Annotated in this window: 22 protein-coding genes; 12 read left to right on the top strand and 10 right to left on the bottom strand. The window is 65.2% G+C overall.

The window, feature by feature from the left end; genetic code table 11:
* Positions 1 to 6 precede the first annotated feature (6 nt).
* The 4 genes from OP497_RS04820 (at position 7) to OP497_RS04805 (ending at position 3,619) form a co-directional block, all read left to right on the top strand.
* Positions 7 to 927 carry a U32 family peptidase gene (locus tag OP497_RS04820; RefSeq protein ID WP_280546903.1) on the top strand — a complete coding sequence of 307 codons (921 nt, stop codon included), beginning with the start codon at positions 7 to 9 and terminating at the stop codon, positions 925 to 927.
* Positions 924 to 1,664, top strand: coding sequence for an anaerobic ribonucleoside-triphosphate reductase activating protein (locus tag OP497_RS04815; protein WP_280546901.1), 741 nt, complete (start codon positions 924 to 926; stop codon positions 1,662 to 1,664). The genes OP497_RS04820 and OP497_RS04815 overlap by 4 nt, the downstream gene beginning before the upstream one ends.
* A 28-nt stretch (positions 1,665 to 1,692) precedes the next feature.
* Entirely contained in the window at positions 1,693 to 2,826 is a 1,134-nt protein-coding gene (locus OP497_RS04810) for a helix-turn-helix domain-containing protein (RefSeq protein ID WP_280546900.1), read from the top strand.
* Positions 2,827 to 3,031: 205 nt separating this feature from the next.
* The gene (locus OP497_RS04805) at positions 3,032 to 3,619 is read left to right on the top strand and encodes a DUF6448 family protein (RefSeq protein WP_280546899.1); all 588 of its coding nucleotides are present in this window, start codon (positions 3,032 to 3,034) and stop codon (positions 3,617 to 3,619) included.
* 139 nt (positions 3,620 to 3,758) lie between these two features.
* Here OP497_RS04805 and OP497_RS04800 read toward each other — a convergent pair whose 3' ends face one another.
* The 3 genes from OP497_RS04800 to OP497_RS04790 all read right to left on the bottom strand — a co-directional run bounded on the left by OP497_RS04800 (position 3,759) and on the right by OP497_RS04790 (position 6,425).
* Positions 3,759 to 4,088 carry a hypothetical protein gene (locus tag OP497_RS04800; RefSeq protein ID WP_280546897.1) on the bottom strand — a complete coding sequence of 110 codons (330 nt, stop codon included), beginning with the start codon at positions 4,086 to 4,088 and terminating at the stop codon, positions 3,759 to 3,761.
* A 355-nt stretch (positions 4,089 to 4,443) separates the two neighbouring features.
* Entirely contained in the window at positions 4,444 to 5,715 is a 1,272-nt protein-coding gene (locus OP497_RS04795) for a HAMP domain-containing sensor histidine kinase (RefSeq protein WP_280546895.1), read from the bottom strand.
* Between the two features lie 50 nt (positions 5,716 to 5,765).
* The gene (locus tag OP497_RS04790; protein ID WP_280546893.1) at positions 5,766 to 6,425 is read right to left on the bottom strand and encodes a response regulator transcription factor; all 660 of its coding nucleotides are present in this window, start codon (positions 6,423 to 6,425) and stop codon (positions 5,766 to 5,768) included.
* Between the two features lie 167 nt (positions 6,426 to 6,592).
* On the opposite strand from OP497_RS04790, the gene OP497_RS04785 reads away from it, so the two are divergent.
* From OP497_RS04785 to OP497_RS04775, 3 genes are all read left to right on the top strand, one after another.
* A complete protein-coding gene (locus OP497_RS04785; RefSeq protein WP_280546891.1) occupies positions 6,593 to 6,994 on the top strand; it encodes a PepSY domain-containing protein in 402 nt (133 codons plus the stop codon).
* Between the two features lie 164 nt (positions 6,995 to 7,158).
* Positions 7,159 to 7,635, top strand: a complete 477-nt coding sequence (locus OP497_RS04780) for a DUF2271 domain-containing protein (RefSeq protein WP_280546890.1) — start codon at positions 7,159 to 7,161, stop codon at positions 7,633 to 7,635.
* Between the two features lie 22 nt (positions 7,636 to 7,657).
* Positions 7,658 to 9,883: a PepSY domain-containing protein gene (locus OP497_RS04775; RefSeq protein ID WP_280546889.1), complete on the top strand. Its 2,226-nt coding sequence runs from the start codon at positions 7,658 to 7,660 to the stop codon at positions 9,881 to 9,883.
* 143 nt (positions 9,884 to 10,026) lie between these two features.
* On the opposite strand, the gene OP497_RS04770 is transcribed toward OP497_RS04775, so the two are convergent.
* The 3 genes from OP497_RS04770 to OP497_RS04760 all read right to left on the bottom strand — a co-directional run bounded on the left by OP497_RS04770 (position 10,027) and on the right by OP497_RS04760 (position 14,618).
* The gene (locus tag OP497_RS04770; RefSeq protein WP_280546888.1) at positions 10,027 to 10,779 is read right to left on the bottom strand and encodes a ribonucleoside-diphosphate reductase; all 753 of its coding nucleotides are present in this window, start codon (positions 10,777 to 10,779) and stop codon (positions 10,027 to 10,029) included.
* A 75-nt stretch (positions 10,780 to 10,854) separates the two neighbouring features.
* Positions 10,855 to 14,097, bottom strand: a complete 3,243-nt coding sequence (locus OP497_RS04765; protein ID WP_280546886.1) for an LAGLIDADG family homing endonuclease — start codon at positions 14,095 to 14,097, stop codon at positions 10,855 to 10,857.
* 35 nt (positions 14,098 to 14,132) lie between these two features.
* Positions 14,133 to 14,618 carry an SCP2 sterol-binding domain-containing protein gene (locus OP497_RS04760; protein WP_280546884.1) on the bottom strand — a complete coding sequence of 162 codons (486 nt, stop codon included), beginning with the start codon at positions 14,616 to 14,618 and terminating at the stop codon, positions 14,133 to 14,135.
* A gap of 478 nt (positions 14,619 to 15,096) precedes the next feature.
* Between OP497_RS04760 and gdhA the strand changes: the two genes are divergently transcribed.
* Complete coding sequence (gene gdhA / locus OP497_RS04755; RefSeq protein ID WP_280546883.1) at positions 15,097 to 16,449, top strand: NADP-specific glutamate dehydrogenase; 1,353 nt, start codon at positions 15,097 to 15,099, stop codon at positions 16,447 to 16,449.
* 79 nt (positions 16,450 to 16,528) lie between these two features.
* On the opposite strand, the gene hemN is transcribed toward gdhA, so the two are convergent.
* A complete protein-coding gene (hemN, locus tag OP497_RS04750; protein ID WP_280546882.1) occupies positions 16,529 to 17,914 on the bottom strand; it encodes an oxygen-independent coproporphyrinogen III oxidase in 1,386 nt (461 codons plus the stop codon).
* 435 nt (positions 17,915 to 18,349) lie between these two features.
* Here hemN and OP497_RS04745 point away from each other — a divergent pair, with 435 nt between their 5' ends.
* On the top strand, positions 18,350 to 18,826 hold the full coding sequence (locus OP497_RS04745) for an Rrf2 family transcriptional regulator (protein WP_280546881.1): 477 nt from the start codon (positions 18,350 to 18,352) through the stop codon (positions 18,824 to 18,826).
* Here the strand turns inward: OP497_RS04745 and OP497_RS04740 are convergent.
* Positions 18,811 to 19,641 carry a HAMP domain-containing sensor histidine kinase gene (locus OP497_RS04740; protein ID WP_280546880.1) on the bottom strand — a complete coding sequence of 277 codons (831 nt, stop codon included), beginning with the start codon at positions 19,639 to 19,641 and terminating at the stop codon, positions 18,811 to 18,813. The two genes, OP497_RS04745 and OP497_RS04740, sit on opposite strands and share 16 nt — an antisense overlap.
* Before the next feature lie 223 nt (positions 19,642 to 19,864).
* Between OP497_RS04740 and OP497_RS04735 the strand changes: the two genes are divergently transcribed.
* The 3 genes from OP497_RS04735 to OP497_RS04725 all read left to right on the top strand — a co-directional run bounded on the left by OP497_RS04735 (position 19,865) and on the right by OP497_RS04725 (position 21,483).
* Entirely contained in the window at positions 19,865 to 20,182 is a 318-nt protein-coding gene (locus OP497_RS04735) for a cytochrome c (protein WP_280546879.1), read from the top strand.
* A gap of 90 nt (positions 20,183 to 20,272) precedes the next feature.
* Positions 20,273 to 20,845, top strand: a complete 573-nt coding sequence (locus OP497_RS04730) for a nitrous oxide reductase accessory protein NosL (protein ID WP_280546878.1) — start codon at positions 20,273 to 20,275, stop codon at positions 20,843 to 20,845.
* Positions 20,846 to 20,928: 83 nt separating this feature from the next.
* Entirely contained in the window at positions 20,929 to 21,483 is a 555-nt protein-coding gene (locus tag OP497_RS04725) for a hypothetical protein (protein WP_280546877.1), read from the top strand.
* A gap of 77 nt (positions 21,484 to 21,560) precedes the next feature.
* Here the strand turns inward: OP497_RS04725 and OP497_RS04720 are convergent, their stop codons facing one another.
* Both OP497_RS04720 and ahpF read right to left on the bottom strand, forming a co-directional pair.
* Positions 21,561 to 22,352 (bottom strand): EAL domain-containing protein, encoded by a 792-nt coding sequence (locus OP497_RS04720; protein ID WP_280546876.1) that lies wholly within the window; start codon positions 22,350 to 22,352, stop codon positions 21,561 to 21,563.
* A gap of 127 nt (positions 22,353 to 22,479) precedes the next feature.
* Complete coding sequence (ahpF, locus tag OP497_RS04715) at positions 22,480 to 24,051, bottom strand: alkyl hydroperoxide reductase subunit F (RefSeq protein ID WP_280546875.1); 1,572 nt, start codon at positions 24,049 to 24,051, stop codon at positions 22,480 to 22,482.
* Positions 24,052 to 24,187 lie beyond the last annotated feature (136 nt).

The raw sequence follows: 24,187 nt of genomic DNA, 5'->3' as shown, positions 1-24,187 counted from the left end.
GAGCCCATGTCCGCTACCCCCACCCTCCAGCTGTCGCTCGGCCCGGTGCTCTTCTACTGGACCCGCAAGCACTACGCCGACTTCTATCGCGAGGCCGCCGACTGGCCGGTGGAGATCGTCACCCTGGGCGAGACGGTCTGCTCCCGGCGTCGCGACATGAAGCTCGATGACTGGTTGGGGCTAGGCCGCGAGCTGGCCCAGAGCGGCAAGCAGGTCGTGCTGGCCAGCCAGACCCTGATCGAGTCCGAGGCCGACCTTCGCGACCTGCGCAAGCTGTGCGACAACGGCGAGTTCCTGGTCGAGGCCAACGACCAGAGTGCGGTGCAGCGCCTCTCGGCGGCAGGCCTGCCCTTCGTCGCCGGCGCGGCGCTGAACCTCTACAACCCCGCGACCCTGGCGGTGCTGGCCCGCGCCGGCATGCAGGGCTGGCAGGCCCCGGTGGAGATGTCGCGGAGTGACCTCGCGCGGCTGCTGGCCGACTGCCGCGAGCAGGGCCTCGAGGCGCCCTGCGAGGTGTTCGCCTACGGCCATCTACCGCTGGCCTGGTCGTCGCGCTGTTTCACCGCGCGGCGCTACCAGACGCCCAAGGACCGCTGCCAGTTCGTCTGCCAGAAGCACCCTGAGGGCCTGGCGCTGCGCTCCCAGGAGTCGAGGGAGGTATTCACCCTCAACGGAATCCAGACCCTCTCCGGCGCCTGCCAGGACCTGCGCCACGAGGTGGGCGACATGGCCGAGATGGGCGTGGCGAGCGCGCGGCTGAGTCCGCGCGCCGAGGGCATGGGCGAGGTGGTCGCGGCCTTCGATGCGGCCCGGCGCGGTGCGCTTCCCGCCCCCGACCCGCTGACGCTGGTAGACGCTGAGGTCTGCGACGGCTACTGGTATGGCCGACCCGGGATGGACAACACCCGTGGGGGGGCCACGCCATGATCGAGGCGGGCCGGCGTCGGCCCGGCACCGGCGACATCCACCTGCCGGTGGCGAGCCTGACCGCATCGAGCACGGTGGACTTCCCTGGCCGGCGCGCCGCCGTGATCCATCTCCAGGGCTGCCCCCTGCAGTGCGGCTACTGCGAGGTGAGCGAGATGGCCAGTCCCCGTCGTGGCGAGCCCGGCGAGTGGGAGGCGATGCGCGCCTTCCTGGAGGCCCGGCCCGACGAGCTCGACGCCGTGGTGTTCAGCGGCGGCGAACCCACCCTGCATGCCGACCTCCCCCACGCCCTCGCGCAGGTGCGCGAGATGGGGCTGGCCGTGGGGCTACACACCGCCGGCCCCTACCCGGAGCGCCTGGCCACCCTGCTGCCGCGGCTCGACTGGGTGGCCCTGGACGTCAAGGGGCGCGGGCGGGACTTCGACCGGGTCTGCGGTCGCCGCGGCATCTGGCAGCAGCATGCCCGCAGCCTCTCGCTGCTGCTGGAGGGCGACACCCCCTTCGAGTGTCGCACCACGGTACACTGGCGGGACTTCGCCCTGGAGGACCTGGAGCGCCTGGCCATGACGCTGGCCGACTGCGGCGTGCGTCGCTATGCCCTGCAGGTGGCCCGCGTGGAGCGCTGCCGCGACCCCGACTACTGCCTGCCGGTGGCCAGCGCCCCGCCCCGGGAGGCGCTTGAGACACTGGTCAAACGGCTCAGGCGCCACTTCGAGCGCGTCGAACTGCGTGGCTGAGCCGGCAGACCAAGGATAGGCCTCAACCATGTATCTGACGCTGGCCGATATTCTGCTTGTCACCAGCATCCTGCAATCGCTGGCCCTGGCCGCCTTCCTGCTGCTGCCAGAGACCTTCCGCCTGGTCAGCAACCGCCTGCTGGCAGCCAGCGTTCTCACCTTTGCAGCGGGCCTCGGCGAGGTCTTCCTCTATTCCACTGGGTTAGCCCTTGAGCATCCAAACCTGGCCTATGTGGGCACCCTGATCGGCCTGCTCCAGGCGAGCCTGCTCTATCTCTATGCGAAGTCGTTGATGTATCGCGACTTCCGGCTCGTTCCAGGACATGCCATCCATAGCCTACTGTTCTGGGTGGTCTCAGCCATCTTCGTGGTGGAGTACTACCTGCAGCCCGACGAGGTGAAGCGTCAGATCCTGATGAGCCGCGACCATCCGGGCGTGCTCACTTCTCCCCTGTTGGCCGCGGCCATTCATCTGGTCGTTCTCGGCTACCTCTGTGCCACTATCCGTCAACTCAGCTGCTTCGGCACCACGATACGACAGCTCTTCTCCAATACTGAGAACAAGCAGCTGGCCTGGCTGCGCACGCTGCTGATCGGTTACGCCTGTGTCTGGACCGTCAGCCTGCTCTATTGTCTCTCCGCCCATGTCTTCAAGAGCAGCGCCAGCGCGCAATGGGTTTCTGCCATTGGTGCGGTGACCGGCTTTCTGTTCATCAACTACCTGATCATTCACGCCCTGCGCCAGCCCATCATCTTCTCGGGGCTGAGCGCCGAGGAAATGCGACTGGCCCAGAGTGATGACGACCCGGCAGAGACCATCGATGGCATCGCAAGCGCACTGCTCCACCGCCTCGAGGCCCATATGCTAGAGGCCAGGCCCTACCTGGATGCCAACCTTTCCGTGGAACAGCTGGCACGTCAGCTCGGTGTGCCTGCACGCGAACTGTCACGCACCATCAATCAGGGGCTTGAGAAGAATTTCTTCGAGTTCATCAGCGACTACCGTATCGCCGAGGCTCGCCGGCGACTGCAGGCGGCTGATGCCGGCACCACCATTCTGCAGGTGATGTACGACTCGGGCTTCAACTCCAAGTCGGTGTTCAACACGGCCTTCAAGAAAGCCACCGGCATGACCCCTAGCGCCTATCGCGCCCGCTCATAGCCGGTCGCCACGTTTATCACCCTGCCCTTCGGTGTTCGACTTTCCGAACCCCGAATAAAGAACCATCAGGACACTGATTTAAAAGGATTTCCAATGAAGTTCGACCTCAGGCTTTCGAACGACCCCGACGTCTCGACTCCCTAGCATGGAGGCACAGTCGATCAGCAACTCGACTGGCCCATCCATGACTTTGGAGCAAGACACCATGACACTGCCACTTCGTAAGCACCTTCTAGCCATCGCTACCACTTCCGCCCTGGCCCTATCAATGGCGACGCCGGCGCTCGCCCACTGCGATGCCATGGACGGTCCGGTGATCACTGAAGCGCAAAAGGCGCTCGACTCGGGCGATATCAGCCCTCTGCTCAAGTGGGTACCGGCCAAGGATGAAACCGCACTAGCAGAGAGCTTCGACAAGACACTGGCGGTCAGGAAGCTCAGCGACGACGCCCAGGAACTGGCCGACCAGCAGTTCTTTGCCACGCTGGTGGAGATTCACCGTGCCTATGAGGGTGCCCCCTTCACCGGCATCAAGCCGGCCGGCGAGATCGATCCGGCCATCCAGGCTGCGGACCGCGCACTGGAGGAGGGTGAGATCGACCCTTTCCTGGCACAGGTGGTCGAGCAGTTCGAGCAGCAGGCCCGTTCGCGCTTCGAGGCTACCCTGGAGGCCAAACAACAAGCGAGCGACAGCCCGGACAAGGGCCGAGAGTTCGTCGAACATTACGTGGACTACGTGCACTACCTTGAGGAGGTGCACAACGTGGTGGCAGGTAATGCCAGTGTCCACTGAGCATCGAGCAACAACTCATTGAGCGGCAACGCCCCGGGCCACTCTCGTGACCCGGGGTGATGCGTCCTAACGGCTGACGGTCAGCGGTGCATTCAGCGCTTGGCCTCACCATGCTTATCCACACTTGAACCAGCCGTGATCAGAGATCATGCAGGGTGACACCGAGCCCCCGCGACCACTCCCGCAGCTTGTCGCGGTGCTCCGTGACAGCGCTCTGCGGTAGCCGGGGCATGGGCTCAGGGGAATACGACGTGGTCTTTACGACAGGCGTTGGCGCATCAGCCAAGGGCAGCGTGACGCCCAATCCTTTGGACCACTCCTGCAGCTTGTCGTGATGCTCCATGAAGGCGACCTGCGGTATTCGGGGCGTGGTCTCCGAGGACGCCGGCTTTGCTGCTACCGCGGGGACGGCAACGCCAGCCAGGAATATCGCACTGATAACGAGGCTAATGATATGAAGACGGTTCATGATATTATCCTCCTTCCTCATCGATCGAGGAAGTTTGACTGCCGAGCGGAGGGTTCCACCCGGCTCATCAACAGTCTGGCGAGGCAGGCTTACACGGCGCTGAAAGAACCCAAAAATCGAGGCATTTTTTTCGACTCGCGCCATGCGCAATATCTACCGGATGGAATCGCGACCGCTTATCAAGCTATACGCTTGCAAACATACAGGGCACTGCCAGCGCGCCGAGCGCTCCTTGAGCCAGGATGCGACCATAGCAGGTCCATACTGCCACCCTTGAGAAAGACATCGCGGATGATGACTAGGTGTCGGGTCCTTTGCTGGTTTCCATCAGTATACCTTTGACACTTGCCAAGGCTCACGGCGGTAACCGCAGACTCGCCTCGAAACCATCCTTTCGTCCTGACGCAGGGGCGAGGAGCGTCAAGGTGACACCAGCTCCCTCGGCGATCGCCTGGGCGATAGCGAGACCCAAGCCGGAGCCACCGGCCCGGGTATTGCCCCGGGAGAAGCGATCCGTCAGCCGAGCGAGAACCTCTGCCGGAATCACCGGCCCCGCGTTGACCACCCGCAACACGCCTTCGCTCGACAGGGCGACCTCGACGGGCTGATCGTCCTGCCCATGCTTCAGGGCATTTTCGATCAGGTTACGCAGTAGAATCGCCAGGGCATCTGGATCGATCGATGACAAGATTCGCGCTTCCTTGGGCAGCGAAAGTTCGAGGCGTACCGCGGGAATACGGCGAAAGTCGTCGACGACGTGAGCGATGATTGGCCTGACGTCTTGGGGTGTTTCGGCCAGGAGGCCACTGCTCTCCGCCTTGGCCAGCTGCATCAGCTTCTCTGATAGCCGCGAAAGCTCGTGCAGCGATGCCTCGATGCGGGCCGCCCTGTCCTGCAGCCGCCCCGGCGGCGCTTCGTGGCGCAGACGCTGCACCTGAGCCAGGGTCGCCGCCAGGGGTGTGCGCAGCTCATGGGCGCTGTTGGCCGTGAAGCTGCGTTCAGACTCCAGCGCGCGGCGCAATCGCTCCAGCAGATGGTTCACCGCCTCGGCGATGGGCACGAGTTCCGCCGGCAGGCGCCTGTCCTCCACCCGCGACAGATCCCCTGCCCCACGAGCCTCGAGCGCATGCCGATACGCTCTCACTCCACTCAAGCTATGACGCACGAACCACCAGATGCCAATAAGGCTCAGGGGTATCAGACCCATCAACGGCAAGAGCAGCATCATGATCGCTTGCCATTTTGCCTGGCGTCGAGAGGCAAGCGGCTCGGCGACCTCGATGAAAAGGGTATCACTGACCGCGGTGGTACCGTAGAGCCGATGCGTCGCCGTACTGCGCAGCCCCGCCTGAGGCGTCTCCGGAAAAGTGGACAGCTCGATATCATGCGAGGCGAGCAACGGCGTGCCATCCATTCTCCGAACCAGGTAGGTGATGTACTCCTCGTGAGGGCGCAGGGCGGCCACCTGCTGGAGCAGGCCGGCATCTTCACGGTTATAGATCTCGACGACGGCCAGGGACAGGATGCGTTGCGCGGTCTCCTCCAGGGAACTATCAAGGGTCCTGTCGATGGTATGTTCGACGATCAGCGCCGTGACCGTGGTGGCGATCAGCCAGAGTAGCGTCACCCCCAGGGTCAAGCCGAGGCCGAGGCGACGCTGCAGGCTAACCGGCCTGCTCATCTCTGCCCCAGCCGATAGCCCATGCCACGCACGGTCTCGATGCTGGCATGTCCCAGCTTCTTGCGCATGCGGCTGATATGCACCTCTACGGTGTTGCTTTCAATCTCCGCGCCGAAAGCATACAGATGATCCTCGAGTTGAGCCCGGGACAACAGCGCTCCGGGATGTTGCACGAGTGCCTCGAGCAGCGCCCATTCCCGGGCCGTCAACTCGACGCTCTGCCCCGCCCGGCGCAGCGAGTGATCAACCAGATCGATCTCCAGATCACCCACACGGATCAGCGGATTGGGATTGCCACTGTAACGCCGTGCCACAGCGGCGATACGCGCCGAGAGCTCCGCCAGGTCGAAGGGCTTGACCAGGTAGTCGTCCGCGCCGGCATTCAGCCCTTCGATACGGTCGGATATCTGATCGCGCGCGGTCAAGATAATCACCGGTGTGGTATCGCCTGCCTTGCGTCGGCGCCTTAGAAATTCGAGCCCCCGGCCGTCGGGCAGCATCAGATCGAGCAGAATCAGGTCGTAGGTGGTCGTCGCGACGCTCGCTTCAGCATGCTTGAGGCACTGCATCCAGTCCACCGCATGGCCATCCTCGGTGACCTGATCATGCACCGCCTCGCCCAGGGAGGGAGCATCCTCAATCAGCAATATGCGCATATCCCATTTTCTCCTGGCGCCACAGACATCCTGAGCCTAACGGATCTGCCTGACGGCAACCTGAACGGGACCGAACCGCCTCCTATGTCGAACCAGTCGTGTCCACTTCAGTTTCCTGTCAGGTGATCCGGCTACAGTGACAACGTACACATCAGCTGGAGAAACCCATGAAAACGCCACTGCTTGTCACTACCACGCTGGCCGCCACCCTGGCGAGCACAATGACCTTCGCCGATGACGATTGTCGTGATCCGGTCTCCGACTGGCAGCCTCGTGAAGTCCTGCGCCAGAAGCTCGAGGCCGAAGGCTGGGAGGTACGTCGTATCAAGATCGATGACGGCTGCTACGAGGTAAAGGGCCTCGATCAGGATGGCAACAAGGTCGAGGCGGAGTATGCCCCGGCATCGCTGCGCTTGCGCGAGCTGGAAATCGAATCCGAAGACGACGAAGACGACGATGACGATGACGATGATGATGACGACGGAGAGAATACCCGTCAGCGCTCTGATACCCGTTCCGCTCCCAACAGCAGCATCATCAGTGGCCGCCCATCCGTTCGCATCCAGTGAATTCGTCACTCCACAGCGGCGCTTAATCGCCTTGCACGTTTCCGCGGGGCGCCTCAGCACCCTATCCAACATCAGTCCGAACAGCGAATGTTGCCTCTCGCTTCAGGCGGCTGTCAGCGACCGACGCTAGGTTGCTCGTATCGACATGTCACGGAGAACAGACGATGAAAAGACTCAACCTTGCTCTGGCCCTCGGCCTTGCCGCCGCCATTACGTTGCCGGCCCTAGCCCAGGCACGCGAAGTGACCTTCACGACCGAGCTGAAAGACTACGGCGGCGATGGCGCCTATATGGCGCTCTATCTCACCGATGCTAACGGCCAATACGCAGGAACGCTCTGGATCGCCGGCGAGAAGTCGAAATACTACAAGCACCTGCGTGGCTGGGCGCGAGGCAGCGGCCAGCGCAGGAGTGAATATGACGGACTGAGCGGTGCCAGCGTCGGCAGCGGACGCTCCCTGACCATCACCCTGGATCTTGCCGATGAGCTGTTCGACGCGGGGTATGAGGTGCGAGTGGACACCGCCGTCGAGGACCGGCGTGACAATCGTTACGACGTCGTCGCCCCGCTGACCACCGAGGGCGCAGGCAAGCCGGTCTCGGGCCGCGGCTACGTGCAGTCGTTCCGCTACACCTTCTGATTGATCGAGGAGCACAGCTACCATGCTACGCCAGTTTCATTCGCTGCCCGGCCTGATCGCGGCGCTGTTCGTCATCGTTCTCTCGGTGACCGGGGCGATCCTGTCGCTCAACCCGGCGCTCGAGCGGGCGGGGTCCGTAGTTCCCGCCACCGGGCAGATCAGCGTCGCCGAATTGGCAGGCAAGGTGGCGGAGCATTACCCGGGGGTCGATCAGATCGAGCGCACGCCCTCGGGCACCCTGATCGTCTATTACACCCGAGACGGCCAGATGGGGGCCGATCGGGTGGATCCGCGCACCGGGCAATCCATCGCCGCCTATGAACCGTCATCATTCTCGGCCTGGGTGAAGAACCTGCACCGCTCACTGCTGCTCGATATGCCCGGTCGCGCGGTGGCAGGCATCATGGCGCTGGCGATGGTGGTGCTGGCGATCTCCGGTGCGCTGCTGCTGGCCGCTCGCCTGGGTGGATGGCGCCAGCTGCTGCGTCCGGTGCGCGGCACCCTGAGCCAGCGACTGCACATCGAGCTCGGTAGAGCAGCGATGCTCGGCCTGCTTCTGTCGGGGCTGACCGCATCCTACCTCTCCGCCACCACCTTCGGCCTGGCTCCGGAGGGCGTGGCGGCCGAGCCCGAATTCCCGATGGAGGTGAGCGGGGGTCCCCCCGCCGCCGTCGACACCCTTTCGGCCTTGAAGGCAACCGACCTCAACGACCTGCGGGAGTTGGTCTACCCCTATCCGAACGATCCCACGGACATGTACTCACTGAGTACCGATCAAGGCGCCGGTTATATCGACCAGGCCAGCGGCGAGTGGCTCTCCTACCAACCCCATGATGCGACCCACAGGCTCTATGAGTTCATCTATATGCTTCACACCGGCGAAGGTCTCTGGTGGCTTGGCGTCATCCTCGGCCTGGCCTCCCTGACGGTGCCGGTGATGGCCGTGACAGGTCCGATAATCTGGTGGAAGCGCCAGCAGTCGAAACCCAAGCTCGCCGCCAACAGCGGGCCAAACGCCGCGGACAGCATCATCCTCGTCGGCAGCGAAGGCAACACGACCTGGGGCTTCGCCAGGACGCTGCACGACAGCCTGGCGCGGAAGGGCCACCGCGTGCATACCGCTCCCATGAACCAGCTGGCCTCCGGCTATCGCGGCGCGAAACGGCTGTTCATCCTCACTGCGACCTACGGGGATGGCGATGCGCCGGCCTCGGCCAGCCGGTTCCTGGCACGGCTCGAGAAGATGTCCAACACGCCCGACCTCCCGGTTGCCGTGCTGGGCTTCGGTGACCGGCAATTCCCCCGGTTCTGTGGGTTCGCGAAAGAGGTCGAGGCGGCGCTCGCCGCCAAGGGTTGGCCACAGCTGCTGCCGCTCGACACCATCAACCAGCAATCACCGCAGGCGTTCACCCGCTGGGGAGACGCGGTGAGCAAGGCGATCAGTACCGAGCTGACACTGATCCACACCCCCACTCGTCCCCACACCACCACCCTGAAACTCGGCGAGCGGGTGGATTACGGCGCCGACGTGCAGGCTCCCACTGCCGTGTTGCGCTTCATGGCGCCCGAGAACGGTAGCCAGCCCAGCCTGCTGAACCGTTTGCTGGGGCGAACCGGCCTGCCGCCTTTCGAGGCCGGCGACCTGGTCGGCATCCTGCCGCCGGACAGCCACGTGCCGCGCTTCTATTCGCTGGCTTCCGCCTCGAAGGATGGCACCCTGGAGATCTGCGTGCGTCATCATCCTGGTGGCCTGTGTTCGAGCTTCCTCCATGCGCTGCCGGTAGGCGGTACGATCGAGGCCTTCATCCAGCCCAACCCGGACTTTCGCCCTGCCGCCGGCAAGGCGCCGGTGGTGCTGATCGGCGCGGGCACCGGGATCGGGCCGTTGGTCGGCTTCATCCGTCACAACAGGTCGCGTCACCCCATGCACCTCTATTGGGGCGGCCGTAGTCCACAGTCCGACTTCCTCTATGAACCTGAACTGAACACCTATATGGAGGACAGGCGGCTGACAGAGCTGAATGCCGTCTTCTCCCGCGTCAGCGATAGCGCCTATGTTCAGGACAAGATCTCCGTGGATGCGGCGCAACTACGCCGATTGATCGAGAAGGGCGCACAGATCCTGGTCTGCGGCGGCCGGGATATGGCAGCAAGCGTCATGGCGGCGATGGACGAGGTCATTGCACCGCTTGGCATGGACGTCGCAACGCTCAAGGCCCAGGGGCGCTATCGTGAGGACGTCTATTGACCCCATGCCCCTGAGCCACCATGGCGGCTTGCCCCAACGCAGACGCCCCAGGACGCGCAAGCGACCCGGGGCATCTCCATGGCCATAAGGGCGGGGTCAGCTCGGCCGGCCCGACTTATCCACAGCGCCTTGCTCGAGCTCTCTTATCCACACTTGGACCAGCCGCAGCCGGCGTAACAGGTGGGGCAGCCATCCATCATGATCAGCTCACCGTTGCACTCGGGGCAGTGGCCCACCACGGTGGGGCCGTCACCCTTGGCATGATCGGCATGCTGGGCCTTACGCTCGGCCTGCTCGATCTCCTCGGGAGTAGGCGGCTGCCAGGGATGGCCGCTGGCCAGACGCTGGGCATAGCGGCTGACCAGCTTCTCCACCGGCACCTGGTTGCCATCCTGGTCGAGGAAGCCACGGCGGTAAAGGATCTGCTGGATCGACCAGGCGATGGCCGCGACCTCGGAGTCATGGAACATCGGCTTGCCCCAGCGGTTCATACCGCAGCGCACCAGGCCCTTGTCCCAGGCCACCTTGCGCAGGTCGGCCACCGCCTGGGTGACGTAACCGCCCCGAGCGGCAAGCGAGAGGCTGCGCATGGTAGCGGTGATCCACTGGTGCTCGCTGGAGAGCTGGCCGGAGGGGAAGAAGAACTCCACCGGACGCTCGATCACCACCCGCTTGCCGCCCAGCACGCCCTCCACCGGCATGAACGACACCAGCAGGTAGACCTTCTTGCGCCCCTCGGCGCCGACGTAGGATATCTTCTCCGACACGGCCTCCAGGGTGCCTTCAGGGCGCGAGGGAATGCGCACCGTGAGCGGGTTCTCCTCGGCCAGGGGCGGCTCTTCCACCGCCTTCTTGACGCTGTAGGACACGATCTTGGAATTGATCTCGACGGCCATCAGGCGGCTCCTCCGGAAAGTTGTTGATTGGCACTGGGCATCCATCGCTCGGGGCTGATCCGGCAAGTGCCATTATTACCACTTGCCATAGGTGCCTTCCTTGAGCCCGTCATAGAGGTTCGCCGCGTTGTGCTCCTCGCCGTCGTAGATGACCTTCTCGTCGCCGGCCAGCTCCACGGTCTCGCCGTTCTCCAGCTCGAAGACGTAGGTGGTGTTCTTGAGGTCGTCCTCGCGTACCAGCACGCCCTGGAAGGCTTCCGGGTTGAAGCGGAAGGTGGTGCAGCCCTTGAGCTTGCTGGTGTAGGCGTCGAGGTAGAGGTCCTTGAACTCATCAAAGGCGAACTCGGTGGGCACGTTCACCGTCTTGGAGATGGCCGAGTCGACCCACCCCTGGGCCGCCGCCTGCACCGCCACGTGCTGCTTGGGGCTCACCGCGTCGGCGGTGATGAAGTAGTCGGGCAGGTCGCTCTCCACGGCGTCGGCGGCGATGAAGTGGCGATAGGCCGCCAGCTCGAAGGAGACCACCTCGACCTGCTCCTTGGTCTTCTTGCCCGACTGGATGACGTTGCGGAAATAGCGGTGCGAGAAGGACGGCTCGATGCCGTTGGAGGCATTGTTGCCCAGCGACAGCGAGATGGTACCGGTGGGAGCGATCGAGCTGTGGTGGGTGAAGCGCGCGCCGTGCTCGGCGAGCTGAGACACCAGCTCCGGTTCTACCTCGGCGACCTTCTGCATGTAGCGGCTGTAGCGAGCGTGCAGGATGCGGCCGGGCACCTTGTCACCCACCTCGTAGCCGTCCTGCTTGAGCTCGGGGCGCTCGCGCATCATCCGCGGGGTGATCGCGTAGTCCTCGGCCAGTGCCGGCGCCACGCCCTTCTCGCGGGCAAGCTCCAGCGCCTGCTTCCAGCCCTCCAAGGCCAGGTTGCGGCTCACCTCTTCGGTAAAGGCCAGTGACTCCGGCGAGCCGTAGGGAATCTTGAGCATCGTCAGGGTCGAGCCCAGGCCCAAAAAGCCCATGCCGTGGCGGCGCTTGGCCTCGATCTCGCGGCGCTGGCCGGGCAGCGGCAGGCTGCTGATCTCCACCACGTTGTCGAGCATGCGGGTGAAGATCGCCACCACCTGACGGTAGCGCTCCCAGTCGAAGCGCGGCTTCTTGCCAAAGGGGTCGATGACGAAGCGGGTCAGGTTCACCGAGCCGAGCAAGCAGGCGCCCTCGGGCGGCAATGGTTGCTCACCACAATTATGAGCATGAAAAGCGTTAGCATCAAAAGTATTGATGCCGGGTACCTGAACATCATAAACCTCTTCGACACCCGCATCTTCATGACCCACGACCCGGGCCACGAAGCGCTCGCGATTCAGTTGGCGCTGGTACCCGTCCAGCAGGGTGTCAAGGTGATCCTGCTTGTCACTGTCTCCGAAGCCAATACGCGCAGAAAAACGCTCAAGGTTGGCACCACTGATCACCAACTCGTGCTGAGGTAGCGTCTCGTATCCACGATGACCGCCCTTGCCATCGGGCAGGTCGCGCTTGGCGGCATTGCGCCTGTCCTGATAAAGCATGGAGATGATGCCGAAACGCTGCAACATGCGCTGTACGGCTTCGAGGCGAGGCAGGTCAGACTGCGCCAGACGCACACTGACGCCTTTCACTTGACTCCCCTGAACAGAACCATCCGCATCGAAGAAGCCACGCAGGAAACCGACATAACCGCTCGAAGACGCCTGCTCTAGCTCAGGTGTGATCGCCTTGTTACCAGGCTGCATCCCCATCTCGCGCGCCAGATTTCGCAGTGAGGCTGTGGACAGACGGTACTCGTCGCGACCACTGACCTTCTGCCAGCCTGAGAAGTCTGCACGATGCGGCAGGCTCCTGGCCGCCTTTTCTGCCAGGGCCATGACGGCACGCACACCCTCGTTCATTGCACCGTCGCTGCCATTGGCCACGGCGGCCTGTGGCCAAACAGAAAGGATGGCCTTGTCGTCCTTGAGCGTGCCATCGCCGACCAGCAGTCCCAGGAGGTAGCCCTTGGCCTCATCGAGCTTGCCGTCCCAATCTGAGGCATCACGATGGTCGTTGAGCAACACCCGATCACCTGCCTGGAGTTCTCCCGCGGCACACCATTCTGTCTCGGTGCGATAACGCGTAAAGGCCGATACCCGCCGGACGCGATGATCAGCAGTCAGCTTGAGGTTGTAGCCTTCGGCCGTGTACAGCCGAATCACCGGCTTGGTCGCAGTCTGGAAGAACCCCTCCGGCCCGCTGGGGTAGGCCTTGCCATCGATCACGGCGTCAAAGGAGCGGCCAATAAGCTGCGCAACCTGGCGCGGTCCTTCCGTGGTCTGCACCCACGTATCCGCCGTCACGCACGGGTTGGTGGCGCGGATCTCCTCGCAGAACCAGTTGTTGTTCATGCGGTTGACCTGGTCGATCAGGATGAAGCCCGGCTCGGCGAAGTCGTAGGTCGAGGCCATGATGGTGTCCCACAGCTCGCGGGCCTTGATCACCTCGACGATCCGACAGGCCACACGCCCCTCGTCATCAACGGTATAGCCCTCCTCGATCACCGGCCAGTCGCGGTAGATCAGCTCGCTCGCCTCGACATCGTCCTTCTCGCCCTCGTGGAGCGGGAAGGCCAGCGGCCAGTCGGCATCGTGCTTGACCGCCTCCATGAACTCGTCGGTGATCAGCAGGCTGAGGTTGAACTGGCGCAGCCGGCCCGCCTCGCGCTTGGCCTCGATGAACTGACGGACGTCGGGATGGCCGACGTCGAAGGTGCCCATCTGGGCGCCACGGCGCCCGCCCGCCGAGGCCACCGTGAAGCACATCTTGTCGTAGATATCCATGAACGCCAGCGGGCCGTTGGTGCCGGCGCCGGCGCCGAACACGAAGGCCCCCTTGTGGCGAAGGGTAGAAAATTCGTAGCCGATGCCGCAGCCCGCCTTGAGGGTCATGCCGGCATCCACCACCGAGTCGAGGATGTCCTGCATGGAGTCGCGGATGGTGCGCGAGACGGTGCAGTTGATCAGGCTCACCGCCGGCTTGTAGGCCTCGGCGCCGGCATTGGACATGATCCGCCCGGCCGGGATGGCCCCATTCTCCAGCGCCCAGCGGAACTTCGGCAGCCACGCCTCGGCCTTGTCGCCCTCCACGGCCGCCAGGGCCCGTGCCACGCGATCCCAGGTGGCGGTGACGTCCTTGTCCACGGGATGGCCGTGACGATCCTTGAGGCGATACTTGGCGTCCCAGATGTCGCGGGACGGCACCTGCAGCGGCACCTCGTTGGAGGTCTTGACGGCCTTGGTGGAAGTGCTCATTCAGATGGCTCCGGAAGAAGAACATTGACAATATGTTAGATGCTGCGTTGCGCCAGTCGCTCCAGGCGGAACAGCAGTTCGCCGAAGGGACCCTGAGCCAGCCCTTCCTCGCGACCGTCGAGGAGGTTCTTGACCGTCAGGCCCAGCTCGGTGTCGCCCTCAATTAGCAGGCGACGCTGGAAGAACAGGCTGTCGGGATCCTCGCGCCGGGTGGCGAGACATAAAAACTCGCGCCAGCCGCCGCGGATGGTGGCCTCGCCCGGCTCGCGGCAGAGCACCAGGCGCTGCGCCTCGAGGCTCAGTGTCAGCGTCACGCCGAGGTCCTCGATGGCCAGGCTGATCCGGCGCCCTTCCAGGGCATCGAACTCGCCCTCCTCCAGCGGCTCGGCGAAGGTGCGGTTGAGAACCGGCTCCACCAGCCGCCGCTTGACGGCCAGGGGCACGCAGGGGTCCAGGGTGCGGATCAGACGGCTCGGCACGGGCGGGCGCGGAAGCGACAGTGACGGTAGGGGCAGGGACATGAAGGTTCTCCTGATGACGTCGACGCGGCTGGGCCGCCGAACCGCTCATCCTAGGGGCCATCTAAACCGCCTGCACTGACGTGCGTCAAGCCGTCGCCGGCACCGTGGATCCCGCTGGGCCAGTACCATATATAGACCACTGGCCAGACTCAAGCACAAGATGTGCAAAAAATGTCACCACGCCGCCCAGAGCGCCGCCGCGCCGGTGATGCGCCGCTCCGCTCGCTGTGGCGATGCCGACACGGCGGGCCGATGCGAGGAGGCGCACATCTTCCGCGCGCCTTTGGCCCGTGCATCTTCGTTGAACCACAATCTATGAATATAATCTAATGGATTAATCTGGTGCACAATTTTCGCACTTTTGAAGGTTTTAGGCTCAACATCATGTCTATTCTCCGCATGGCCCATGCAGTTGCTGCATAATGGTGCATTGCCTTATAGTGCAGCTGACCCGTTTCGACCGCACAGGAACCTTCCCATGCCCTACGTCCACGATACCCTCGAGGCCCTACGCAAGAGCAGCCCGGCCCAGACCGAATTCTACCAAGCCGCGGAGGAGGTACTGGAGTGCCTGCGCCCGCTCTTCGAGCACAGCCCCCACTACCTCGACCACAACATCATCGAGCGCATTGTCGAGCCGGAACGCCAGATCATGTTCCGCGTCTGCTGGACCGACGACGCCGGCAAGGTGCAGGTCAACAAGGGCTACCGCGTCCAGTTCAATTCCGCCCTCGGCCCCTACAAAGGTGGGCTGCGTTTCCACCCCAGCGTCACCTCGGGCACCATCAAGTTCCTGGGCTTCGAGCAGATCTTCAAGAATGCCCTGACCGGGCTGTCCATCGGCGGCGGCAAAGGCGGGTCGGACTTCGAGCCCAAGGGCCGGTCGGACGGCGAGATCATGCGCTTCTGCCAGGCCTTCATGAGTGAGCTCTATCGCCACATCGGCCCGACCACCGACGTGCCGGCCGGCGATATCGGCGTGGGGGCCCGCGAGATCGGCTTCCTCTACGGCCAGTACAAGCGCCTGACCGGCCGTTACGAGGGCGTGCTGACCGGCAAGAGCCTCAACTGGGGCGGCTCCATCGGGCGCAAGGAAGCCACCGGCTACGGTGCTGTCTACTTCGCCGAGAACATGCTCGAGGCCCGCGGCGAGACCCTGGAGGGCAAGACCTGCCTGGTCTCCGGTGCCGGCAACGTGGCCATCTACACCATCGAGAAGCTCTATGAGCTCGGCGCGATCCCCATCACCTGCTCGGACTCCCGGGGCACCCTCCATCACGCCCGCGGCATCGATCTCGACCTACTCAAGGAGCTCAAGGAGGTCAAGCGCGTCTCGCTGGAGGCCTACCTGGAGACGCATCCCGAGGCGCGCTACCTGCCGGTCGGCGACTACCCGGCCGACGGCCATGCGGTCTGGCGCATCGAAGGCGACGTGGCCTTCCCCTGTGCCACCCAGAACGAGCTGACCGAGGCCGATGCCGAGGCCCTGCTGGGCAATGGCGTGACCTGCATCAGCGAGGGGGCCAACATGCCCTCCACTGCCGCGGCCGTGGACCGCTTCCTGGCCGCGAAGGCCGCCTACGGCCCCGGCAAGGCGGCCAATGCCGGCGGTGTGGCCACCAGCCAGCTGGAGATGGCCCAGAACAGCAGCATGGAGCAGTGGCCGCTGGAGAAGGTGGACACCAGGCTCAAGGAGATCATGGCCAATATCCACCGCCAGTGCGCCGAGACCGCCGAGGAGTTTGACGACCCCACCAACCTGGTGCTGGGCGCCAACATCGCCGGCTTCCGCAAGGTAGCTGATGCCATGATCGAGCAGGGCGTCGTCTGAGCCCGCCGCCGCTCGACTTCCATCTAATGCGACACGGCGCCCCTCGGGGCGCCGTGTCGTGTCGGCAGGTGATCGGGGCTTAGACGGTGCGCGAGTAGCGTCCCGGACCGTGGCCCAGGTAGGCATCGAAGGCCATGGCGGCGTTGCGCATCATCAACCGCCCGGCCGGCAGTACCGCGATGCTCCCGTCATCGATCGCCAGCAAGCCGTCGTCCGCCATCTCTTCCAGCTCGGCGAGTGCGTCGGCAAAATAGTTGCGAAAGTCGATATCGTGATCCGCCTCGATCGCGGCGAAGTCGATGCGGCCATGGCACATCAGGGCGTTGATCACATCGCGTCGCAGCAGGTCATCGGCGTTCAGGCGGTAACCGCGCATCACCGGCAGCCGTCCCGCCTCGAGGCGCGCCTGATACTGAGCCGTCTCCTTGACGTTCTGGCTGTAGCTGTCGCCCACCTTGCCAATGGCGGTATTCCCCAGGCCGATCAGGTCGCAGTCGGCATGCGTCGAGTAGCCCTGGAAGTTGCGCTGCAGGGTGCCGTTCTCCTTCGCCAGCGAGAGCTCGTCCTCGGGCAAAGCGAAATGGTCCATGCCGATATAGGCATAGCCGGCCTCGGTGAGGCGACGGATGGTCAGCTCCAGCAGCTCGATCTTGCGCTCCGGCGGCGGCATGTCCTCGGGGCGAATCAGCCGCTGGGCCTTGAACAGCTCTGGCAGGTGGGCATAGCTGTAGGCGGCGATGCGGTCCGGGCGCAGTCTGATGATCTTGTCCAGGGTGGCATCGAAGCTCGCTACGGTCTGCAGCGGCAGACCGTAGATCAGGTCGACGCTCACCGACTGGAAGCCGGCCTCGCGGGCCGCGCTCACCAGTTCCACCACCTGGGCCTCGCTCTGGACGCGGTTGACCGCCTCCTGGACCCTGGCGTCGAAGTCCTGCACGCCGAAGCTCAGGCGGTTGAACCCCAGGGCATGGAGCTCGTGGATCTGCTCGGGGGTCACGGTGCGCGGGTCCACCTCCAGGGAGAATTCCCGCGCCTCGGGCGCGGCGAAGTGGAAGGCGGCATCCAGCGCCGTCATCAGCTCGCCGAGCTGGTCATTGCTCAAGTAGGTGGGGGTGCCACCGCCCAGATGCAGCTGGGTCATGCGCCGCGAATCATCGAACAGCGCCCCCTGGAGCTCGACCTCGCGCTTGAGCCAGGCGAGGTACTCCGCGGCTCGCTCGCGGTTGTGGGTGATGATCTTGTTGCAGGCGCAGTAGTAGCAGAGGCTCTCGCAGAACGGGATGTGCACATAGGCCGACAGCGGCTTGGGCGCCGCGGCCCGGTTGCTGCGAGAGGCGGCGGCACGATAGTCGTCCTCGGCGAAGGCCGCCTGGAACTGCGGCGCCGTGGGATAGGAGGTATAGCGCGGCCCCGGGCGGTCGTATTTCTCGACCAGGGAGCGGATGAACGGCAGGGTGTCTTGCATGATCGAATCGAGCCTCTGGAACCGTAAGGCGGCGGCCGGTGCCGCCACCGCATGGGCGAATTATGCCAGCCATGACCAGGCGCGTCGGTACCCTTCAAGGGGTAGCTGACCCAGATCAAGTCGAGGTAGCAGGCGCCCCACAGCGCCGGGAGGTCGGCCAGGGGCAGCGCCAGCCGGCGGGGCGGCGAGCGGAAAGAACAGCGACCAGGCGGAACGCCGGTCAGGCCGGCGGGTGCCGGCGGCTTGACCTGCATCACTGGCAACGAACCATAACATGCATATAAATTACATCTTAGGGATAGCCATGCCAATCGTACGCCAACGGTCGCCACGCGACCGAATGCCACAGTCACGAATCAAACCTGACAGGCATGATGTTAGAATTATTTGTTTTCTTACCACGCCTTGCGAGGCGTCCGACGCGCCGGGACACCCATGCACCTGACCCGATTCACCGACTATTCGCTGCGCGTGCTGATCTACCTGGCCGTCAAGGGCGAGCAGCGCTCGACCATCACCGAGATCGCCGAACGCTTCGAGATCTCCCGCAACCACCTGATGAAGGTGGTGCAGGACCTCAACCACCGCGGCTACATCATCTCCATTCGTGGCAAGAACGGCGGCCTGCTGCTCAAGCGCGCCCCGGAGACGATCCCGCTGGGCGAGCTGGTACGCGACACCGAGCGTGACCTGGCCCTGGTGGAGTGCTTCGGCGACGACAACGAGTGCATCATCACCCCCGCCTGTCGGCTCAAGCCGATCCTGGCCGAGGCACTTGCCGCCTTTCTTGCCGTGCTCGACCACTACACCCTGGCCGACCTGCTCGGCCCGCAGCGTGCCGGGCTGATCCAGCTGCTGAAGATCGAGGACCCGGCCCCACCGGCCGCTCAGGCCCCTCACTCTAAAACATAGGGCAACAGCAGGCTGATCCGGGTGCCCTCCCCCTGGCGGCTGTCGATGGCCAGGAGGGTGCCGTGGCGCTCGCAGATCTCGCGCACGATGGACAGGCCTAGCCCCGAGCCCTCGCCCCGTGCCGGGCTGCCCCGGGTGCGATAGAACCGTTGGGTCACCAGCGGCACCTCCTCGGCGGCGATACCGATCCCGCTGTCGGCGACCGCCAACCTGACGCCCTCGGCCATCGCCTCGAGTTCGAGCCGGACCCGCCCCCCGGCCGGGGTCGCGTGCAAGGCGTTCTCGACCAGGTTCGACAAGGCGCGATCGATCAGGCCGAGATCCGCCTCGACCCAGGGCAACGAGGGTTCCCCGATCACCTCGAGGATGATCCCCGACTGGCGGGCCTGGTGCTGGAACTTGCCGACGATGTCGTGGGCGAGCTCCGCCAGCGAGAACGGCTCGCACTGCAATGGCCGGTCATTGGCATCGAGCCGGGCCTGGGTCGACAGCTGCTGGGCCAGCCGCGTCAGGCGATCGGCGTTGTCGAGGATCGCGCCCAGCGCCCGTCGCCGCTCCCCGGGGGACGCCTCCTCGCGCTCCAGCAGCTGCTCGACATAGCCGCGCAGCGAGGTCAGCGGGGTGCGAAAGTCATGGGACAGGTTGGCGACCATCGAGGCGTGGCTGGCACTGTCTACCTGAAGCTGGCCGCCAACGACTTCCGCGACTGGCGCCTCGAGGTCGACGGCCTGGTCGAGCGGCCGGGGGCCTTCTCCCTCGGCGAGCTGCTGGCCCGAGTGGGGGTACGCGACGAGGCGCGCTTCGTGGTCTTCCACTGCGCCGATCGTTACCGGGGGGCTACTGGGAAGATCGTGGCTATCGTTGGTGGGCGGGGATCTGAATCGACGGGCCGAGTCGCTGCCAGGTGTCTAGCCTGTAGATGACGCACGTCAAGCCTCGCCCGGGCGACGGCTGGCATCATGGCCTCAATCGCCCGGCGCGGCCGTTGCCCGACTCGGGCTTTTTCAAGCACTTAAAGATGCATTTAGGAGGTGTGTTATGAAGTCACTATTCGTCGCCGCCCTGCTGGGCAGCGCCTTCCTGGCCATGGACGCCCAGGCCGCCGGTGACCCGGAGGCCGGCAAGGGCAAGATCACCGCCTGCGCCGCCTGCCACGGCACCGACGGCAAGGGCACCGCGCCGATCTATCCAAACCTGGCCGGCCAGTCCGCCGCCTATCTGGAGAGCGCCATGAAGGCGTACCGCGAAGGCCAGCGCGGTGGCGGCATGTCCGCGATAATGACTCCCCAGGCCCAGGCGCTCTCGGATGAGGATATCGCCGACATCGCCGCCTACTACGCCAGCCTCCAGCCCTGACCCCCGGCCGGCCCTCAAGCCGGCCTGCCCCGATGGATGGCGGCCGCGATGCCGGCCCGCGCCCAGGTTCACGCCCACAAGGACCTCGCCATGCCCGCACCACAGCCTCGGCCAGCCGGCGTCGCCGGCCTGCTGCTCCTGCTGACCACTCCGGTACTCCACGCCCTGGAGCTGGAGCAGGTCTGCGAGGGTTTCCCCGGCGCCGAGCGCCTTGCAGCGGCGGAGTCTCAGTGGCCGGTGAGCGAGGTGCGCGCCGGTGACGAACTCCTCGGTTATGCCTTCGAGAGCGTCGATGTTGCGCCATGCGCGCCGAGCGTGACCATGAACCTCTTCGCCTTCCTCAAGCAGCCCGAGAACGAGACCCGCCTCTCCCACGCCTATGTCCACGACATCGGGGTGACGTCCTGGGGCAAGCCCTCGGACGAGGCCTTCATCCTGGCCAGCGATGCCTGGTACGTGGTGGGCCACGACCGGCGCGGCAGCATGGGCCACACCCTGGCGTCGTTTGCCGAACAGGCCGACGCCGAGGCGTTCCGCGAGGCGCACGGCGGCGAGCTGGTGGTCTATGACGACATCACCCTCGACCTGCTGGGTCGCCTGGGCCGCGGCGAGCTGGGTGGCGATGTCGACCAGGGCATGGGCGGCATGCCCGACCACGACTGACGAGGGCCCGGGCACCGGGGCAGGACAGCCCTTGGCCACCGTGCTAGCCTCGGCGCATCGTCGGCCCGAGAAAGCCCTACGCCATGCCCCGCCTCTCCCGTCTCGCCCCGCTTCTGCTGCTGCCGCTCTGCCTGGCCCTGGCCGGGACGGTGTCGGCCACCGACTACAACACCGGCGACGTCCAGGCCCATGGCGGCTGGCACTCCCTGGTTCTGTCGCTGGGCGAGGAGCGCCACTTCCGCGCCATCGACCAGCAGAGCTACAGCGACGCCATCTTCAGCGTCAACGCCAGCGCCGGGGCCTGCGACCTGCCGTGGCTGGAGCTGCGCGTGGCGCTCGCCGAGAACCAGTCAGAGAGCACCACAGTGAACCGGGTGCCTGCCGACCTGCGCGTCGATCAGGCGACCATCCACAGCGGTAGTGCCGCCTTCGTCACCGAACGCGGCGACGATGGCTTCTACGTGCGCTTCGCGCTCCCCGAGCTGGACCTGCTGCTCGAGGAGATGGCCGAGGGGGAGCTGCTGCGCCTACGCATGATGCGCGGCGAGGACGATCCCTGGTTCATGGTCTTCGGCCTGGAGGGCGCCGACGAGGCGATCGAACGCCTGCGCCGCCTCTGCGACGCGGCAGGGGGCTGAACACGCAGTGCCGTATTCGTATATAGTGCAGCGAGATCAGCAGCTTGAGGCGAGCCCGTTGGCCGGCCGAGGTCGTCTCAGGCGCCCTGGCGACGGCTAGCGTCGCGCAGCGCGGCCAGCGCAGGCCCCAGGTCCTCGGCCAGCGCGGCCACCGCCGGCCGCGCATGGAAGTAGCCCTGCTGGCGGGTGATGCCGGCCCGCACCAGCCATAGTGCCTCCTCCCGGGTCTCCACGCCTTCGGCGATAAGCAGGATGTCGAGCTCGTCGGCCAGTGACTTCACGGCTTGCAGCAGGACCTGGCGGCGACGGTCGCCGTCGCAACCCATGATCAGTTCACGGTCGACCTTTAGGCGGTCGGGGGTGAGGTCGGTGAGCAGGTCCAGGTTGGCGTAGCCGTTGCCGAAGTCGTCCAGCGCCGTGGCGAAGCCCATGGCGCGATAGGCCTCGATGATGCCGCGCAGGTGCTGACGGTCACGGACCCGTTCGGTCTCAGTGATCTCGAAGACGATGCGCTCGGTGGGCCAGCCGACCCGGGCCGAGACGTCCAGGGTCGCCTGGATGCAGGCCTCGGGCTCATAGACCGCATTGGGCAGGAAGTTGATCGACAGGTTCTCGCGCATGCCCAGCGCGCTGGCCATCTCGATGGCCCGCACCCGGCACGCCTGGTCGAAGCGGTAGAGCAGGTCGTCGGTGACTTGGGCGAGGACACTCCAGGCCGACTCCCCCGCCGGCCCCCGCACCAGCGCCTCGTAGGTGGTGATCCGCGCCGCGTCCACATCGACGATCGGCTGGAAGGCCATGGTGAAGTCGAAGGGCAGCTCCCCTTCGCAGCGGCCGCAGTGCCCCGCGACTCGCGCACAGCTCGACATCGGCGGCTCCTTGTCAGTGCTTGTCGGTCTCCTCCCCGGCAATCGGTGCGGGGAGCACCACTATCCCAAGCGCGAGGGGGTGACGCAATCCTCCGGGCCGGGCATCGGCGACGCCCAGGGCGGTGAGTCAGTGGCGAATGATGTAATCGAAGGCGCCCAGGGCCGCCTTGGAGCCCTCGCCCATGGCGATGACGATCTGCTTGTAGGGCACGGTGGTCACGTCGCCGGCGGCGAAGATGCCGGGCACCGAGGTCATGCCGTGGGCATCGACCACGATCTCGCCGCGCTCGGAGAGCTCGATGGGCGAGTCCTGCAGCCACTCGGTGTTGGGCACCAGGCCGATCTGCACGAACACGCCCTCCAGCTCGACCTTCCTGATCTCGCCGCTGGCGCGCTCTTCAAAGGTCAGGCCATTGACGCGCGTGCCGTCGCCGTTCACCTCGGTAGTGCGGGCGCCGAGGATGATCTCCACATTGGGCAGGCTGCGCAGCTTCTTCTGCAGCACCGCGTCGGCGCGCATCTCATCCATGAACTCGATCAGGGTGACATGACCCACGATGCCGGCCAGGTCGATGGCCGCCTCGACGCCGGAGTTGCCGCCGCCGATCACCGCCACGCGCTTGCCCTTGAACAGCGGGCCGTCGCAGTGGGGGCAGTAGGCCACGCCCTTGTTGCGGTACTCGGCCTCGCCGGGCACGCCTGTCTCGCGCCAGCGGGCGCCGGTGGCCAGCACCAGGGTCTTGCTCTTGAGGCTGGCGCCGGATTCGAACTGCACCTCGTGCTCCTCGCCGGGCCGGCCGGGCACCAGCTTGACCGCCCGCTGCAGGTTCATGATGTCGACCTCATACTCCTTGACGTGCTCTTCCAGCGCCGCGGCCAGCTTGGGGCCCTCGGTGCGAGGCACGGAGATGAGGTTCTCGATGCCCAGGGTGTCGAGCACCTGGCCGCCGAAACGCTCGGCGGCGACGCCGGTGCGGATGCCCTTGCGCGCGGCATAGACCGCCGCCGCGGCACCGGCCGGGCCGCCACCGATCATCAGGGTATCGAAGACCGGCTTCTCGCCCAGCTTGGCAGCCTCGCACTCGGCGGCCCCGGTATCCACCTTGGCCAGGATCTGCTCCAGGCTCATGCGCCCCTGGTCGAAGGGTTCACCGTTGAGGTAGACGCTGGGCACCGACATTATCTCGCGCTCTTCCACCTCGTCCTTGAACAGCGCGCCGTCGATGGCCACGTGGTGGACGCCCGGATTGAGGATCGCCATCAGGTTGAGCGCCTGGACCACGTCAGGACAGTTCTGGCAGGAAAGCGAGAAGTAGGTCTCGAAATGGAGCTCACCCTCGAGGCCCTTGATCTGCTCGACCACCTCATCCGAGGCCTTGGGCGGATGGCCACCCACCTGCAGCAGCGCCAGCACCAGGGAGGTGAACTCGTGGCCCATGGGCAGGCCGGCGAAGACGACGCCGGTTTCGTGACGCTGGCCGGTCTCCTCGCCGGGGCGATTGAGCGCGAAGGAGGGACGGCGCGCGTCCTGGCCATCGAGCCTCAGGGAGATCTTGTCGGTCAGGCCGACGATATCGGTGAGCAGGCCGTGCAGTTCCTTGGACTTGTCGCCGTCATCGAGGGACGCGACGATCTCGAAGGGCTGGGTGACCTTTTCCAGATAGGCTTTGAGCTGGCTTTTCAGATTGTCGTCCAACATGACAGCGACATTCCTTCATGTTCGGGTGTCGGGGTGGAGGCATGAGGGGACCGGGACGTCCCATGCGGGGAGGCCCAGTTCGCTCATGCTTCCGGAATCAGGGCCCGGGCAGGGGATACCCGGGCGAGGCCGGAGA

This window comes from Halomonas sp. 11-S5 (assembly GCF_029889825.1).
GTDB lineage: Bacteria > Pseudomonadota > Gammaproteobacteria > Pseudomonadales > Halomonadaceae > Halomonas.
This window is presented reverse-complemented; position numbering and strand designations above follow the sequence as displayed.

What these genes read in the sequence shown, in the direction of transcription:
- OP497_RS04820 (WP_280546903.1), top strand. Translation starts at nt 7, where the DNA reads ATGTCCGCTACCCCCACCCTCCAGCTGTCGCTCGGCCCGGTGCTCTTC.
- OP497_RS04815 (WP_280546901.1), top strand. Translation starts at nt 924, where the DNA reads ATGATCGAGGCGGGCCGGCGTCGGCCCGGCACCGGCGACATCCACCTG.
- OP497_RS04810 (WP_280546900.1), top strand. Translation starts at nt 1,693, where the DNA reads ATGTATCTGACGCTGGCCGATATTCTGCTTGTCACCAGCATCCTGCAA.
- OP497_RS04805 (WP_280546899.1), top strand. Translation starts at nt 3,032, where the DNA reads ATGACACTGCCACTTCGTAAGCACCTTCTAGCCATCGCTACCACTTCC.
- OP497_RS04800 (WP_280546897.1), bottom strand. Translation starts at nt 4,088, where the DNA reads ATGAACCGTCTTCATATCATTAGCCTCGTTATCAGTGCGATATTCCTG.
- OP497_RS04790 (WP_280546893.1), bottom strand. Translation starts at nt 6,425, where the DNA reads ATGCGCATATTGCTGATTGAGGATGCTCCCTCCCTGGGCGAGGCGGTG.
- OP497_RS04785 (WP_280546891.1), top strand. Translation starts at nt 6,593, where the DNA reads ATGAAAACGCCACTGCTTGTCACTACCACGCTGGCCGCCACCCTGGCG.
- OP497_RS04780 (WP_280546890.1), top strand. Translation starts at nt 7,159, where the DNA reads ATGAAAAGACTCAACCTTGCTCTGGCCCTCGGCCTTGCCGCCGCCATT.
- OP497_RS04775 (WP_280546889.1), top strand. Translation starts at nt 7,658, where the DNA reads ATGCTACGCCAGTTTCATTCGCTGCCCGGCCTGATCGCGGCGCTGTTC.
- OP497_RS04770 (WP_280546888.1), bottom strand. Translation starts at nt 10,779, where the DNA reads ATGGCCGTCGAGATCAATTCCAAGATCGTGTCCTACAGCGTCAAGAAG.
- OP497_RS04765 (WP_280546886.1), bottom strand. Translation starts at nt 14,097, where the DNA reads ATGAGCACTTCCACCAAGGCCGTCAAGACCTCCAACGAGGTGCCGCTG.
- OP497_RS04760 (WP_280546884.1), bottom strand. Translation starts at nt 14,618, where the DNA reads ATGTCCCTGCCCCTACCGTCACTGTCGCTTCCGCGCCCGCCCGTGCCG.
- gdhA (WP_280546883.1), top strand. Translation starts at nt 15,097, where the DNA reads ATGCCCTACGTCCACGATACCCTCGAGGCCCTACGCAAGAGCAGCCCG.
- hemN (WP_280546882.1), bottom strand. Translation starts at nt 17,914, where the DNA reads ATGCAAGACACCCTGCCGTTCATCCGCTCCCTGGTCGAGAAATACGAC.
- OP497_RS04745 (WP_280546881.1), top strand. Translation starts at nt 18,350, where the DNA reads ATGCACCTGACCCGATTCACCGACTATTCGCTGCGCGTGCTGATCTAC.
- OP497_RS04735 (WP_280546879.1), top strand. Translation starts at nt 19,865, where the DNA reads ATGAAGTCACTATTCGTCGCCGCCCTGCTGGGCAGCGCCTTCCTGGCC.
- OP497_RS04730 (WP_280546878.1), top strand. Translation starts at nt 20,273, where the DNA reads ATGCCCGCACCACAGCCTCGGCCAGCCGGCGTCGCCGGCCTGCTGCTC.
- OP497_RS04725 (WP_280546877.1), top strand. Translation starts at nt 20,929, where the DNA reads ATGCCCCGCCTCTCCCGTCTCGCCCCGCTTCTGCTGCTGCCGCTCTGC.
- OP497_RS04720 (WP_280546876.1), bottom strand. Translation starts at nt 22,352, where the DNA reads ATGTCGAGCTGTGCGCGAGTCGCGGGGCACTGCGGCCGCTGCGAAGGG.
- ahpF (WP_280546875.1), bottom strand. Translation starts at nt 24,051, where the DNA reads ATGTTGGACGACAATCTGAAAAGCCAGCTCAAAGCCTATCTGGAAAAG.